Origin of the sequence: Streptomyces noursei ATCC 11455 (assembly GCF_001704275.1) — a bacterium.
Taxonomy (GTDB): domain Bacteria; phylum Actinomycetota; class Actinomycetes; order Streptomycetales; family Streptomycetaceae; genus Streptomyces; species Streptomyces noursei.
Genome location: NZ_CP011533.1, coordinates 6,514,971 through 6,529,101, shown reverse-complemented (window position 1 = coordinate 6,529,101; position 14,131 = coordinate 6,514,971). Strand labels below are relative to the sequence as shown.

General features: G+C 69.4%; 12 protein-coding genes. 9 read left to right on the top strand and 3 right to left on the bottom strand.

The window, feature by feature from the left end:
- Window positions 1-211: 211 nt before the first annotated feature.
- The 5 genes from SNOUR_RS27710 to SNOUR_RS27690 all read left to right on the top strand — a co-directional run bounded on the left by SNOUR_RS27710 (window position 212) and on the right by SNOUR_RS27690 (window position 6,146).
- The gene (locus tag SNOUR_RS27710) at window positions 212-1,237 is read left to right on the top strand and encodes a pyridoxal-phosphate dependent enzyme (RefSeq protein ID WP_079142924.1); all 1,026 of its coding nucleotides are present in this window, start codon (window positions 212-214) and stop codon (window positions 1,235-1,237) included.
- Between the two features lie 3 nt (window positions 1,238-1,240).
- Window positions 1,241-1,882, top strand: a complete 642-nt coding sequence (gene epsC, locus SNOUR_RS27705) for a serine O-acetyltransferase EpsC (protein WP_067352217.1) — start codon at window positions 1,241-1,243, stop codon at window positions 1,880-1,882.
- Window positions 1,883-2,031: 149 nt separating this feature from the next.
- Window positions 2,032-3,318 (top strand): MFS transporter, encoded by a 1,287-nt coding sequence (locus SNOUR_RS27700; protein ID WP_067352214.1) that lies wholly within the window; start codon window positions 2,032-2,034, stop codon window positions 3,316-3,318.
- 197 nt (window positions 3,319-3,515) lie between these two features.
- A complete protein-coding gene (locus tag SNOUR_RS27695; RefSeq protein ID WP_067352211.1) occupies window positions 3,516-4,880 on the top strand; it encodes an NsdA family TPR-like regulatory protein in 1,365 nt (454 codons plus the stop codon).
- A 231-nt stretch (window positions 4,881-5,111) separates the two neighbouring features.
- Window positions 5,112-6,146: a UDP-N-acetylmuramate dehydrogenase gene (locus SNOUR_RS27690; protein ID WP_067352209.1), complete on the top strand. Its 1,035-nt coding sequence runs from the start codon at window positions 5,112-5,114 to the stop codon at window positions 6,144-6,146.
- On the opposite strand, the gene SNOUR_RS27685 is transcribed toward SNOUR_RS27690, so the two are convergent.
- From SNOUR_RS27685 to SNOUR_RS27675, 3 genes are read right to left on the bottom strand one after another with little or no spacing between them, the layout of a single operon-like run.
- Entirely contained in the window at window positions 6,133-6,975 is an 843-nt protein-coding gene (locus SNOUR_RS27685; protein WP_067352206.1) for an ABC transporter ATP-binding protein, read from the bottom strand. The two genes, SNOUR_RS27690 and SNOUR_RS27685, sit on opposite strands and share 14 nt — an antisense overlap.
- A 33-nt stretch (window positions 6,976-7,008) precedes the next feature.
- On the bottom strand, window positions 7,009-8,112 hold the full coding sequence (locus SNOUR_RS27680; protein WP_067352203.1) for a FecCD family ABC transporter permease: 1,104 nt from the start codon (window positions 8,110-8,112) through the stop codon (window positions 7,009-7,011).
- Window positions 8,112-9,119, bottom strand: coding sequence for a FecCD family ABC transporter permease (locus SNOUR_RS27675; RefSeq protein ID WP_067352201.1), 1,008 nt, complete (start codon window positions 9,117-9,119; stop codon window positions 8,112-8,114). The genes SNOUR_RS27680 and SNOUR_RS27675 overlap by 1 nt, the downstream gene beginning before the upstream one ends.
- 156 nt (window positions 9,120-9,275) lie before the next feature.
- Between SNOUR_RS27675 and SNOUR_RS27670 the strand changes: the two genes are divergently transcribed.
- The 4 genes from SNOUR_RS27670 to SNOUR_RS27655 all read left to right on the top strand — a co-directional run bounded on the left by SNOUR_RS27670 (window position 9,276) and on the right by SNOUR_RS27655 (window position 14,061).
- Complete coding sequence (locus SNOUR_RS27670; RefSeq protein WP_067352199.1) at window positions 9,276-10,280, top strand: ABC transporter substrate-binding protein; 1,005 nt, start codon at window positions 9,276-9,278, stop codon at window positions 10,278-10,280.
- Window positions 10,281-10,328: 48 nt separating this feature from the next.
- Complete coding sequence (locus SNOUR_RS27665; protein WP_067352195.1) at window positions 10,329-11,342, top strand: helix-turn-helix transcriptional regulator; 1,014 nt, start codon at window positions 10,329-10,331, stop codon at window positions 11,340-11,342.
- Between the two features lie 213 nt (window positions 11,343-11,555).
- On the top strand, window positions 11,556-12,791 hold the full coding sequence (locus tag SNOUR_RS27660) for a multidrug effflux MFS transporter (RefSeq protein ID WP_067352194.1): 1,236 nt from the start codon (window positions 11,556-11,558) through the stop codon (window positions 12,789-12,791).
- A gap of 49 nt (window positions 12,792-12,840) precedes the next feature.
- A complete protein-coding gene (locus SNOUR_RS27655; protein WP_067352191.1) occupies window positions 12,841-14,061 on the top strand; it encodes a cytochrome P450 in 1,221 nt (406 codons plus the stop codon).
- Window positions 14,062-14,131 lie beyond the last annotated feature (70 nt).

Sequence of the window (14,131 nt, the reverse complement as noted above, 5' to 3'; positions counted from 1 at the left end):
AAGCGCCGGTGCCCGGCCCCGAAGCCGGGAGCCGGGCACCGATTCGTTTTCTCCGTACGGCCGTTGAGGCGACTGCTTGAACACCTGGGTTTCATTGACACCTCTCACGGGCTCGCTGACGATCTACCCGGTCGTGCATGTGCGCGAAGAGCGCGAAGCAGCGCGGAACTGGCCGCGCAGACTGCGAATTGGCGAAGGGACTGTGAGCCCGATGGCGACACAACCGCCTCAGATCGAACTCTCCGTAACCGAGCCGCTGGATGCGGCAGTCGACGAGACCACGGCGCTCGCCCAATATCCGGGGCTGCGCGAATTCCGGGCCACCCTGGGCGGTACACCGCTCGTCGAGGTGCCCGGTCCGCCCGGCGGGGCGAAGATCATGGCCAAGTACGAGCTCCGGAACCCGTCCGGCTCTGCCAAGGACCGTCCCGGGTACTCCATGCTCTGCCGCGCCATCAACGAACACACGGACAAAGAGGGCCCGTTAAAGGTCGTGGACTGCTCGGGCGGCAACATGGCCCGCGCGCTGACGGGACTGAGCAAGATCACGGGAATCCCCGTACGGGCCGTGATGCCGGATTCGGTGCCCCAGAGCCTGCTGACCCATCTCTCCGAGGGGGGATGCGCCATCGACCTGGTGCCGGCGTCCGAGTTCCCGCTCGCCATCATGCGGCGCGCCTCGGAGATCGCGGCGGACGACCCGAGCTGGACGCTGCTGGCGCAGCACCGGAACATGGCGAATGTCGCCGCGCACCAGTTCTTCACCGGCCGGGAGATCGTGGGCCAGCTCGACGGTGCCCACCCCGCTGCCGTGGTGGCGGCGGTGGGCAGCGGCGGCATGCTCGCCGGCGTGGCGCGGGCGCTGCGGGGCATCGCCCCCGGCCTGTCTGTCATCGGCGTGACCCCCGCCGAGCTTCCGTACGGGACACCCGAACCCCCCAACGCCAAACCGAAGTTCGCCGGCGCCGGCGGGATGACCTACGGGATGCGCCAGCCGTTCGTGGAAAAGCTGCTCCCGGAGTTCGAGAGCGCGCAGGTCTCGCACCCCGAAGCGCTCCGGGCGATGTACGACTTCTGGAAGGAAACCGGCACCAGGATCGGCTCCTCGGCCGGCGCCAGCTGGCTGATCGCGCGCGAGAAGGCGAAGAACCTCGGCCCCGACGACATCGTGGTCACGGTCTTCGCGGACTCCGGCTCGAAGGAAGACTGGGAGAAGGCCGAAAGCATGGGGAACTGAGCCATGCTCCAGTCGAAGCCCGACCGGAAACCGGGAGCGGCCGCAGTGCCGTTCGGCAGCCGGCGCACCGGGAACGGTCCGCTGTCGCGGATGCTCGAAGACATCGACACGACGCTGGCCCGCGACCCCTCGATCGCCTCCCGGGCGGAGGCGGTGTTCCACTCCACGCTTCCCGCGGTGTGGATCTATCGCGTCGCGCACCACCTGTACGCCCGGCGTCACCGGATCGCCGCGCGCGTACTGACCAGCTCCGCACGGGTGCTGACCGGCGTCGAGATCCACCCGGGGGCGAGGATCGGCCGGCGGCTGTTCATCGACCACGGCACCGGCGTGGTGATCGGCGAGACCGCCGTGCTGGGCGACGACGTCACCATCTACCAGCAGGTCACGCTGGGTGCTGTGGGGTGGTGGCGAGACAAGCTGCGGCCCAGCGGGGACCGGCGCCACCCGCAGGTCGGCGACCGCGTCACGCTCGGCGTGAACGCCACCGTGCTCGGGCCCCTGGCCATCGGTGACGACGCTCTGATCGGTGCGCACGCCCTGGTGCTCGACGATGTGGCGCCCGGCCGCCGCATCATGGGCGAGCCCACTGTCGCCCGTCAACGAAAGAAGGCGGATATCTCCCGGGCGGACAACAGCGCCTGAGCAACGTCCGGCCCATGGGGCCGACTGCGGTTGGCCGGTAAATGCCCACCCGGGGCAGGGGCGGCCGGGGCGGAATTTAGTGTGGATCTTCATCGGAGTCACCGGAATCACGGTGTCCCCACGACCCGATGAAGGATGGTTCGAATTCCATGACACTCCCTGGCCGCGCCCGCTGGGCCATCGGCTCACTCCTGGCCGGTGGAATCGTCGTCAACTTCTTCGACCGTACGGTTTTATCGGTGGCCAGCACCCCGCTCGCCGAGGAGTTCGGGTTGAGCCTCGGCGAACTCGGTTTGGTATTGGCCGCTTTCAACTGGTCCTACTGCCTGGTCCAGCTGCCCTCCGGCCTGTTGGCCGACCGTATCGGGGTGCAATGGCTGAACCGCATCGCCGTTCCGTTATGGGCCCTGGCGAGTCTGCTGACGGCCATGGCCTCCGGTCTGGGGCTCGTCATACTGGCCCGGTTGCTGCTGGGCGTGGCCGAGGGACCGTCGATGGTCGGCGCCTCGAAGGCGACCGCCGCATGGTTCCCCGCCGTTGAACGGGGCCGGGCCACCGCGCTGTTCGACGGCGCCACGAAGCTGGCCAACGTGTTCGCCTTCCCCTCACTGGCGTGGGTGATCAGCGTGTGGGGATGGCGGGCCGGGTTCCTGTTCACCACTGTGCTGAGCCTGCTGTTCGCCGTGGCGTGGTGGTGGGGCTACCGCGATCCGGCCGGGCATCCCCGACCGCGCGGTACGGAGCACGCGGAGGTCTGCGGCGACGATGCCCAGGGCGTCCACGGCACGCCGGGCGGATTGCGTGGCGTACTGCGCTCCCGCCGTATCTGGGCGATATCACTGGGCTTCGCCTGCTACGGCTACACCATCAACGTGGTGCTGACCTGGATGCCGGTCTTCTTCCAGAAGCAGTTCGGCGTAGCACTGGGCCAGGCCGGCCTGTACGCCATGGTGCCGTGGCTGGTAGCGGCCCTGGCCGAGTTCGCCTTCGGGGGATGGCTGGTCGACCGCATGGTGCGCGGCGGCCGGGACGCCGTCGCCGCCCGCAGGCCGGTCCTGCTGGGCGGTCTGGCGCTGGGCGCCACCATCGGCTGCGCAGGGGGGGCCGGCTCGCCGCTCGGCGCGGTCTTCTGGATGTCCCTCTCCCTCAGCGGTCTCGCCGTGGCCGCGCCGGTGGCCTGGAGCCTGCCGGGGCTCCTGGCCCCACCGCACGCGGTCGGCGCGGTCGGCGGGCTGATGAACTTCGCCAATACGGCCGCCACAACCGGAGGGGTGTTACTGACCGGCTGGTTGGCCGAATTCACCGGTTCATTCAGCGCACCTTTTGGATTCGCGGTCACCGTGTTGATTGCCGGGGGTCTGCTCTACTGGCCTGCGCTACGGGCGGAGCGCTCGCCCGCTGCCGACACCAGCGAAGCCAGTAAATTACTCAACTAATTTCCGTGCCGATTCTCAGCCAACTCGCCGCCGCCTTCGGTGTGTCCATACCGTCCGGTTCGTGGCGCGTCCCACACCGCTTCGGCAACTCGATCCCGTCCTTTTTCGTTTGAGTATTGGGCACTCCCGATAGGACGATGGGACGGAGTGCGTTTACCACCGAACACTGTTCAGATCGAGGCGGGGGACGTAAGAGGATGAACAACACCTCGGTATTGGCCGAGTGCCTGCGCCGACTGTCCTGGTCCCCGGACCGCCTGGCACGGGAGATCAACAGGGTGTGCGGTGCAGGCACCATCAGCGCCAAGGCGCCGTACAACTGGCTCAAGGGGTCGTGTCCGCGTCACGGGCTGCCTCGTGTGGTCTCCGAGATACTCGCCGAACGGCTGGGGGAGCCGGTGCCGCTCCACAGGCTGTGGCCCGGCAAATTCCCGCCCCCGGCACTAGGGCCCGGCCAGGACCGATTACCGGAGATGCCGTCGGCGCTCTGCCTCGCCGGATGCCCGTCCCCGCCAGGACAGCGGGACCAGTCCGCGCCGCTCACCGCGGCGGGGGTCCAGGACCCGGTCACCGTGGCCCTGGACTGGCTGCTCAACGCCGATGTCCCGCCCGCCGCCCAGCTCCGCGGCGAGGGGATCGACACCGTGGTACTGGACCTGATCGGTGAACGCATCGCCCAGTTCCGCCGGCTCGACGACGACCACGGGGGCAGGATGCTGCTGGACTGGGCGGCCCAGGACCTGCGGTGGGCCATCAGGCTCGCCGACTCCAGCTCCTACGACCAGGATACCGGCATCCGGTTGCACCGGCTCGTGGCCGAACTCGGCCAGATTGTCGGCTGGATGGCCGCTGACCTAGGTGACGAGGCCCACGGCAGGCACTATTTACTCCAGGCCCTGCGTTCCGCACGCGCCGCGGGCGACCGCGCGCTGGCCGCGCACATCATCTCCTGTCTGAGCTACCAAGCCGCGTGGCACGGCCGTGGTGAAGAGGCCCTGCGACTGATCCAGATCGCCCGCAAGGGCACCGCCGACCAGGCCCCGAGCCCCGGACAGGCACTGCTGGCCAGTCGTCAGGCCAGGGCCCACGCAAGCCTCGGTGACCTGGCGGGCTGCGAACGCGCACTGGAGGAAACCGCCGCCATCCGCGAGGCCACCGGCTGCACGCAGGGGACGACCGAGCTCCGGGGGCAGGAACCCTGGGCCTATTGGGTCACCCCCGCCGTGCTGGTGGGCGACGCCGGCCGGGCCCGGCTGGAGATCGGCAGGCCCGGCGAGGCCGCCCTCGACCTGGCCCGCGGTCTGGAACTGTTCGACGACAGCCAGCCCCGTAACCGCCTGCTGCACCAGACCTCGCTCGCCGAAGCGCGGCTGTCGCTGGGTGAGTTAGATGGCGCGGCCCAGGCCGCCGAGGCGGCACTGGACCTCGCCGTCCAGGTGCCCTCGGCACGGGGCCAGGCCCGCCTGACCGATCTGCGCCGACGGTTCCAGCGCCACAACGCCGCCGATGCCCGGCGGATCGTCGAGCTCACCGACGACGTGCTGGGCCGTACGTGCGGATGAGCGCCGGCCGGATTCTGCGGGGACGGCGGCCCGGCTCCTGAACGGACCGGGCGGCCGGAGGTTGCGGAACGTACGGCGACAGCACAGCCCACGTCCTTCGACAAACAACGAAATGGCGGACGATACTGGTCGGTACGCGCCGGAAGTCCGCTGCCGTACGGGCCGAAGAGCACGCTCAGCGGTGAAGCGCTCACGTTCGTGATCTCCAGGACTGTCCCTGAGGAGTCCACTATGCATGTCAGTTGCGGGGTGCCGCTCGCCCCGTTGACGACCCTCGGCATCGGCGGACCGGCCGCGTCCCTGGCCGAACTCCACGACCTTGCCGAATTCCCGGACTTCGTCCAGGAGGTACACCACGGCACCACCCCTCCGGTATGCCTGGGAGAGGGCAGCAACGTCCTCGTCGACGACCGGGGGTGCTCCCTGCCCGTCCTGCGGATCGCCACCCGCGGCATACGGGTGCTGGGACCGGCCGACGACGGCCGGGTACTGGTCGAGGTGCAGGCCGGGCACCCGCTGTGGGACCTGGTGGAGACGCTGATCGCCGAAGGACTGGCCGGTATGGAGATGCTGGCCGGCATCCCCGGCACCACCGGCGCGACGCCGGTGCAGAACGTGGGAGCGTACGGGCAGGAGGTCTCCGACACCCTGCGCAGCGTGGAGGTGTGGGACTGGGCACTGGGCCGCCGGATCACCCTGGACGCCGCCGAGTGCGCACTGGGCCACCGCACCAGCATGTTCAAGAAGTCCAGACGCTGGACCGTGCTGACCCTCCTCTTCGCGCTGCACCGTGCCGAGTTGGGCGGTCCGGTGACCTACCGCAGCGTGGCCGACGAACTGGACGTGCCGCTGGGCAGCCAAGTGCCCCCGGCCGAGGCCGCCCAGGCGGTCCTGGCGGTGCGCCGCAGGAAGGGCATGGTGCTGGACTCCTGCGAGAACGACCGCCGTTCCATCGGCAGTGTCTTCTTCAGCCCCGAGGTCGGTGGCCCGATGGCCTCGAAGCTGCGCGGTCTCGGCGCGCCGGTGACCCGCTTCCCGGACGGCTCCACACGGGTCACCGCGAGCTGGCTCATCCGGCAGGCGGGCTTCGCCCTCAACGCCTCCCTCACCTGTGGCGTCCGGATCTCGTCCGTGCACTACACCCTCGTCGCCGACGACGGGGCAAGCGCGGCCGGCTTTCGTGAGGCGGTCGACATCGTGCTGCGGCAGGTGCTCGACCGTACCGGTGTCCTGCTCGCGCCCGAGATCGACTTCATCGGGGACTGACCGCGCCGGCCGCGGGCCCGGTCCTCGCGGCCGTGCAGTGATGGCGCCCGATGGGCACGACCAGCGGGGTGTCCGAGACCGGATCCGCGATGACCCGGCAGTCCATGCCGAAAACTGTGCGCATCAGTTCTTCGTCCACGATCCGCGACGGCGGGCCCTCGGCGACGATCGTGCCGCCGTTCATCACCACGATGCGGTCGGCATAGCGGCAAGCGAGGTTGAGGTCGTGCAGCACCGCGACGACGGTGGTGCCGTTCGTGCGGTTGAGGTCGGTCAGCAGATCCAGCACCTCGACCTGGTGCGGTACGTCGAGGAAGGTCGTCGGCTCGTCGAGCAGCAGCAGGCCGGTACGCTGGGCGAGCGCCATCGCGATCCAGGCGCGCTGCCGCTGTCCGCCGGAGAGCTCGTCCACCGGGCGCTCGGCGAGCTCCAGGGTGCCGGTGGCGAGCAGCGCCTGCGCCACCGCGTCCTCGTCCTCGGCCCCCCACCGCCGCAGCCGGCCTTGATGGGGGTAACGGCCCTGCCCCACCAGCTCGCTGACGCGTATCCCGGCCGGCGCGACGGGAGTCTGCGGCAGGATGCCGAGTACGGCGGCGACCTTCCGGGTCGGCACCGTGCGGATGTCTCTGCCGTCCAGGCACACCGTTCCCGAGGCGGGACGCAGCAGCCGCGCCAGTATGCGCAGCAAGGTGGACTTGCCGCAGCCGTTCGGGCCCACGATCACCGTGACCTCGCCCGGCGGGACCTCGAACGACAGCCCGCCGAGGACTTCCCGCCCGTTGTAACCCAGCCTGATCTCCTCTGCGCGCAGCACGTGCCGTTCACTCATCCGTCCCGGTCCTCCGGCTCCTGCCGTCGATGGTCAACCGCCGTGTCCCGAGCGGTTGGTGTTGGCCAGTGTGAGAAGCAGATACGGGGCTCCCACGACGCCGGTCACCACACCGACCGGTAGCTCCGTGGAGCCGAACAGATGCCGGCCGAGGAAGTCGGACGCGGGCATCAGCACCGCGCCCACCAGCGCCGCCGCTGTCAAGGCGGCTCCGCGCCCGCGGTGCAGCCCGCGCGCGATCGGCGCACTGACCAGGGCCACGAACGGGACCGGGCCGGCCGCAGCGGTCGCCACCGCGGCCAGTGCCACCGCCACCGCCAGCAGCGCGAGCCGGCGGGACTCCACCCGCACACCGAGCCCGGCCGCGATGCCGTCACCGAACCGCAGCACCTGCAGTGAGCGGGACAGCAGCGCCGTTGCAGGCAGCAGGGGAACCAGGCACAGCGCGAGGGTGCCGGCGTGCGGCCAGCCGCGCCCGTCCAGACTTCCCGTCAGCCACTCCAGGGCCCGCTGGGCATCGCTGACCTGCGTGGTGGTCATCAGGTACGAGACCAGGCTGGAGAACACCGCCGCGATCCCGATACCGACGAGGACGAGGCGGTAGCCGCTCACCCCTCTCCGCCACGCGAGCAGATAGATGAGGGCGGCCGTGACCAGCGCACCCACGAGCGCTCCAAAGGACACCGCCATCCCGCTCAGTCCGAGGAGCAACACGCACACCACGGCCGCCGCGCTCGCGCCCGAGGTGATGCCGATGACGTCCGGGCTGGCCAGCGGGTTGCGTATCAGACTCTGGAAGAGGGCGCCGGACAGGCCGAACGCCACTCCGGTCAGTACGCCCGTCAGCACCCGCGGCAGCCGTACGTCGAGGACGAAGAACTCGCTCTCCCATGCGGCCCTGCCGAAGAGCGGACCGGCGAGCGACCGGACGACCTCCGGTACCGGTACGCCGAACTCGCCCAGCGCCAGCGCGGCGGTGAACGCGGCCAGCACGGCGAGCACCAGGGCGGCGGTCACAGCACGCGTACGCCGTCTGTCCCGGCGGCGCACCGCGGCCACGGTCCGCCGTGCGGCTTCCCGGGCGGCCGTCTCCCGCTCCCCCGCTGCGACCCGTGCGGTCGCGGGGTCGCCGCTCATCACAGCTCCACCAGCGTGCGCCTGCGTACCAGCATGACGAACACCGGTGCGCCGATGACCGGAGTCATCAGCCCGACCTGCAGCTCGGAGGGGCGTACCGCCAGCCGGCCCGCGATGTCGGCCACCAGCAGCACGAGGGGTGCCAGCAGCATCGAATAGGGCAGTATCCAGCGATAGTCGGGACCGGTGATCAGGCGCGCCAGGTGTGGCACGGTCAGGCCGATGAAGGCGATGGGTCCGCACATCGCGGTGGCGGCGCCGCACAGCAGGACCACGGAGAGTGCCGCCAGCATGCGGCCTCGGCCGATGTGCTGGCCCAGGGAGCGCGCGGTGTCCTCACCGAGCGCGAGCGCGTTGAGGAGCCGCCCGGAGACGAGCGCCAGCGCCGCGCCGGCGGCGAGGAAGGGCAGCGCCTGCCCTATGACCGCACCGTCCCGACCGGCCAGCGAGCCGACCCGCCAGAACCTGAACTGGTCGAAGGTGTCCGCATCGATCAGCAGGAGCGCGGTGACCAGCGAGGTCAGGGCAGCGCTCACCGCGGCCCCGGAGAGCGCGAGTTTGACGGGTGTGGCTCCACCACGCCCCAGCGAACTCACCGCGTGGACAAGGCAGGCCGCCAGTGCGGCGCCCGCGAGTCCGAACCACAGATAGCCGGACAGGGCGGTGATGCCGAAGAGGTCGATGCCGACGACGACGAAGAGCGCGGCGCCAGCGTTCACCCCCAGGATGCCGGGGTCGGCCAGCGGATTGCGGGTCACCCCCTGCATCACCGCACCGGCCAGTCCCAGCGCCGCCCCCGCCAGCACGCCGAGGGCGGTGCGGGGGAGCCGTAACTCCCGTATGGCCACGTGGTTCACGTCGTGCGGTTCGAAGTGGACCAGCGCGTCCGCGACGGTGCTCAGCGGGATGGCGCGCGTGCCCACGCCCGTACTGACGGCCGCCGCGACCACGAGGGCGAACAGCGCGGCGCCTAAGCCGGACAACAGCTTGGCGCGGCTGCTCCTCACCTCCGGTTCCCCCGTTCCCTCTGACTGTTCGCGGCTTCACGATGTACGTGGTAGCTCCAACTTCTGTAAGGCTAACCTTAGTTACCTTTCGAGTCGAGTCGGCACTCGAATCCTTGAACACCCAGCCGTGAACACCCCGTGGACCTGAGGAGACCTATGCCGCCCCTGCCCGACCGTCGCCGGTTCCTGACCGCCGGCGCCCTCGGACTCTTCGCGCTCGGCACGGCGGGCTGCTCGCCCCCGGAGGCCGGCCGTAGACAGACCGCCCCGGTCCGCGAAAGCACCTGGAGCTTCTCAGATGACGCCCACCGGACGGTCCGGCTGGCGAACCGCCCGCGGCGCATCGTGGCCTATGCCACCGCGGCCGCGGCCCTGTGGGACTACGGAATCCGCCCGGTCGGCGTCTATGGCGCCTTACGGAAGCAGGGGGGCAACAAGGACGTCACCGTACTCGGCGAGGTGGACCTGAGTCGCGTGGCCACGGTCGGCGCCACCTGGGGGCATATCAGTGTCGAGCGGCTGGGGAGGCTGCACCCGGAGCTCGTCGTCGACCCCCTCCAGTACGGTGCGCCCCAGATCGACCCGAGCAGCCTCGAACTCACCGAAAAGCTGGCCCCTGTAGTGTCCATAGAGGTCTACGGAGCCAGGGTCGGCACTGCCGTGCGGCGTTACGCCGACCTCGCCGCCGCCCTCGGAGCCGACTTCACCACACCGGAGCTGCGACGCGGGAAGGCGGCCTACACCGCCGCCCGCGACAGGGCCCGCCGGGCCATCGCCGGCAAGCCCGGGCTACGGGTCCTCTTCGCCTCGGCCGACCAGGACGGCATCAGGGTCAGCAAAGCGGGATTCCCGTCGATCGGCGATTTCGCAGGCCTCGGCCTGGACGTCGTCAAACCCACCGGCGGCACCCGTTACATGGAAAAGCTCTCCTGGGAGCTCGTCGACCGCTATCCGGCCGACCTCATCCTCCTCGACGTGCGCTCCAGCAGCCTTCAGGCAGCGGATTTGAGCGCCAATGGCCTGTGGCGGAGCCTCCCCGCCGTCCGCGCCGGTCAGCTCGGCCCGTGGAACCCGGAGCCCAACCTAAGCCACCACGGCATGGCGCGGGTCTACGACTCGCTCACCAGATCACTCACCGACGCCCGGCCGCGTATCGCCTGACAGAGAAGTAGATGTTCACAGCGCTGAGGGAAGGCTAACGTGCGCACTATGACCCGGTTTCACCAGCTCATCGGCGCGGCCGGTTCCACCGCGTTGGACGCGACGTACGCGGCGTACTACGCATCGATCGCCCAGGCCGACGAGGGCCGGGACGGCACCGTCCGGCACCGGCTCCGGCCGGAGGTCGGCGACGGCACGATCGAGGTGACGTCGTTACGCAGCGGGTTCCACATAGTGCGCTACGACGTCGCGTTCGTCGGAGGGCACCAGGTCGGATACACCTTCCCTGGTGACCACTTCGAGCTGGAGCACTGCGTCGACGGACGCATGCAGGTCAGCGAGGCCGACGCCGGCACCGGCGCCCTGCACGCCGGCTCGGTGTCGCTGAGCCCCCGGTGCGCCACCGAGGGTGTCGTCGCACACGGCGACGGCGAGCGGTACCGAGCGGTGTCGATCACCGGGACCTGGACCGGGTTGGAGTCCTATCTCGGAAGCGTCGGCGCCGGTGCCCTCCCCGCCATCGGACCGGAGAACGTCGCGCGCGAGCGCTATCTGGGCCGGTCCGCCGCACTGCGCCCGGTGTCCGGGCCCCTGGAGGAGCTCTTCCTGCACCGGCGGTCGAACCCGGGGCGCCTGCTGTTCATGGAATCCCGGCTCGCGGCGGCGCTGGCCGCACTGATCGACGGGCTCACGCTCACCGGGCCGTCCGCGGGCGCCGGGGACCGCGCCCTGGACGACCACGAGGTGGCCGCGCTGCGCCGTGTCCCCGAACTGCTCTGGCAGCAACGCCACGCACCGCCCACGCTGGCCGACCTGGCCCGCGCGTCGTCGATGTCGGTCCGGCGCCTCACCACCGGGTTCCGCGCGCTGTACGGGACATCGGTAAGGGAGTACCACCGGCGTCGCTGCCTCGACCGGGCCGCGGCTCTGCTCGTCGAGACCGACTGGCCGGTGGCCCGGATCGGGCACGAGGTCGGCTACGCCTCGCCCACCAACTTTGGCTACGCCTTCCGGCGCGACCGGGGCGTCTCCCCCGCCCGGTTCAGGCGGGCGCACTCCTGACGCCCGCCGCGGAAGCACCGCTCTCCACACCCTCGGGCCCCTTGCTCCACACCGCGGCACGGGCCCCGCGCCGACGATGTGACGCGTAGCGGCCGCACCGGCCAGTGGCGGCGACGGCCCCGGCGCGGTCGCGTCGGCAGCCGCGACACGGCACAGGGCAGCCTTCCCGCATGCTCAGGTTTCCCTCACCGCAGGACTCACGGATGGAGACCGATGACCGTCAGCATCGACACCGCGCCCCCTCGGACCGGAACGGGGCGTTTGATCATCGTCCTTGGCGGACTCTCGGCGGTGTCGCCGTTCGCCATCGACATGTACGCGCCCGGCTTCCCGGAGATCGTCACCTCGTTCGGAACCTCGAAAACGGACGTCCAACTCTCCCTGACGGCCTGCCTCGTCGGGCTCGCCGTCGGCCAGGTCGTGCTCGGCCCAGTTAGCGACGCGATGGGGCGGCGACGCCTGCTCCTGGCCGGCTGCGGCATGTTCAGCGTGCTGTCCCTGGTCTGCGCGCTCGCCCCGTCCATCGCCGTGTTCGACATGGCCCGGCTGCTGCAGGGGATCGCGGGCAGCGCAGGGATCGTCATCGGACGGGCGGTCGTCAGCGACCGGTTCACCGGCACCCGCGCAGCACGCCAGCTCACGACACTGAGCGTGATCGGGTCGACCGCGCCGGTTCTGGCGCCGGTGGCCGGAGGCATCCTTCTCGACGTTGGCTCATGGCGCCTGGTGTTCGTGGCGCTGGCCGTGACCGGGCTGCTGTTGATGACCGCGGTCTGGGCGTGGGTTCCCGAATCACTGCCCGTCGAGCGGCGCCGGGCCGGCGGTCTGCGATCCGTGTTCGCCGCGATGGGCGGACTGCTCAGGCGTCGCGAAATGGTCGGCTATCTCCTCGTCATGGGGTGTGGACTGGCCGCCCTGTTCGCGTACATCACTGGATCGCCCTTCGTCTTCGAAGGTGCCTACGGCCTGTCGCCCACTGCGTACAGCCTCGTCTTCGCCACGAACGCCGTCGGCACCGTGGTGGCCGGTGCAATATTCGGACGGCTGGCCGGGCGCGTACGTCTCAACTCCCTGCTCGCCATCGGCGTAGCCCTCACCGTCGTCTCCCTGATCACGCTGGTGGCCCTGCTCGGCATCGGCATCAGCACGTTCCCGGCCACATGGGCCTGCCTGTTCGGCTTCACCTTCGGGTTCGGGCTCCTGCTGCCCGCGTCGACCACCATCGTCCTCGCGGTCGGTAGCGATGCCCCCGGAGCCGCTTCCGGCATGCTCGGTGGCGCCCAGTTCGTGCTCGGCGCCGCGGCCGCGCCTCTGCCCGGTGTTCTGGGCAACACCACCGCCATGTCAACGGCCGTCGTGGTGCTGGGCTCTGTTCTCCTCTCCGCGGTGGCTCTGCTCACGCTCGCCCGGCCGTGGCAGGGCCACGGCGAGCCGGCCGGCCAATCCTGAGTCCGCCGCGTTGTGTCCCTCGACGTACGTGCCTGAGAAAGGGAAGCCCGTGACCACTTCGAAACACGCCTCGACAGCGCACGTTCAAGAATTGGAAATCGCCCGCAGCTGCCCACACTCCCCGAATGCGCAGCACATCGGATTCCAGCAGCAGGGCCACCCCGCCCAGGTCACCTTGGCGACCCTGGCGCCCGGTGCACCGGTCTGGGCGGTGAGCAACCACTCCGATATCCGCACCATGCTCGCCGACAGCCGGTTCAGCGCCGACCGGGAAAAGCAGGGTTTTCCGTTCCAGGTCGACGGACAGCCGGGAAATTTCCGCCGCACGATGATTTCCATGGACGGGACGGAACACCGGGACGCCCGCCGCTCGGTGACCGGAGAATTTACCCTGAAACGCATGAAAGCATTGCAGCCGCGCATTCAGCAGATTGTGGATGACCGCATTGACTCGATGCTGGCCGGACCGAATCCAGTGGACCTGGTCGGCGCACTTTCACTGCCCGTTCCCTCCCTGGTGATCTGCGAGCAACTGGGCGTGCCCTACGAAGGCCATGAGTTCTTCCAGGCCCGCTCCAACAAGCTGCTCCTGCGCGGCGCTTCGGCCGAGGAGCGCCTGTGCGCGCTCGATGAACTCCTTGAGTTCCTCAGCGATCTCATCACCAGGAAAGAGGTCGAGCCGACCGACGATCTGCTCGGACGACAGATCGTGAAATTACGCGAAGCAGGCACATATCGGCACGAAGATTTGGTACGCATGGCGTTCCTTCTCCTGGTCGCCGGGCACGAGACCACCGCGAACATGATCTCACTCGGAGCCATGATCCTGATCGATCGCCCGAACGACGCGGAAATCCTGCGCGCGGATCCGAGTAAAATCCCGGTCGCCGTGGAAGAGCTCCTGCGCTATTTCACCATCGCCGAGTTCATCCCCACGCGCGTGGCCACCGAGGACGTCGAACTCGGCGGCACCCTGATAAAGGAAGGAGATGTCCTTGTCGCACTCTGCAACGTAGCCAACCGCGATCCTGCTTTATTTCCCGACGGCAACGAGCTGGATATACAGCGCAGAGCCCGTCACCAACTGGCGTTCGGTTACGGAGCACACCAATGCCTCGGGCAAAACCTTGCCCGAATGGAGCTGGAAATCGTCTACGCGACCCTGCTACGACGCATCCCCACATTGCGCTCTGCAATACCGACCGAGGATTTATCATTCAAGAATGACGCGGACATCTACGGCATCCATGAATTCCCGGTTACCTGGTAAGAGCCCCGCAACCTCCGAACCATGCATTTCCGACCGGACAAACCTTTGCCACTGTTCTCAGGCGATTCGC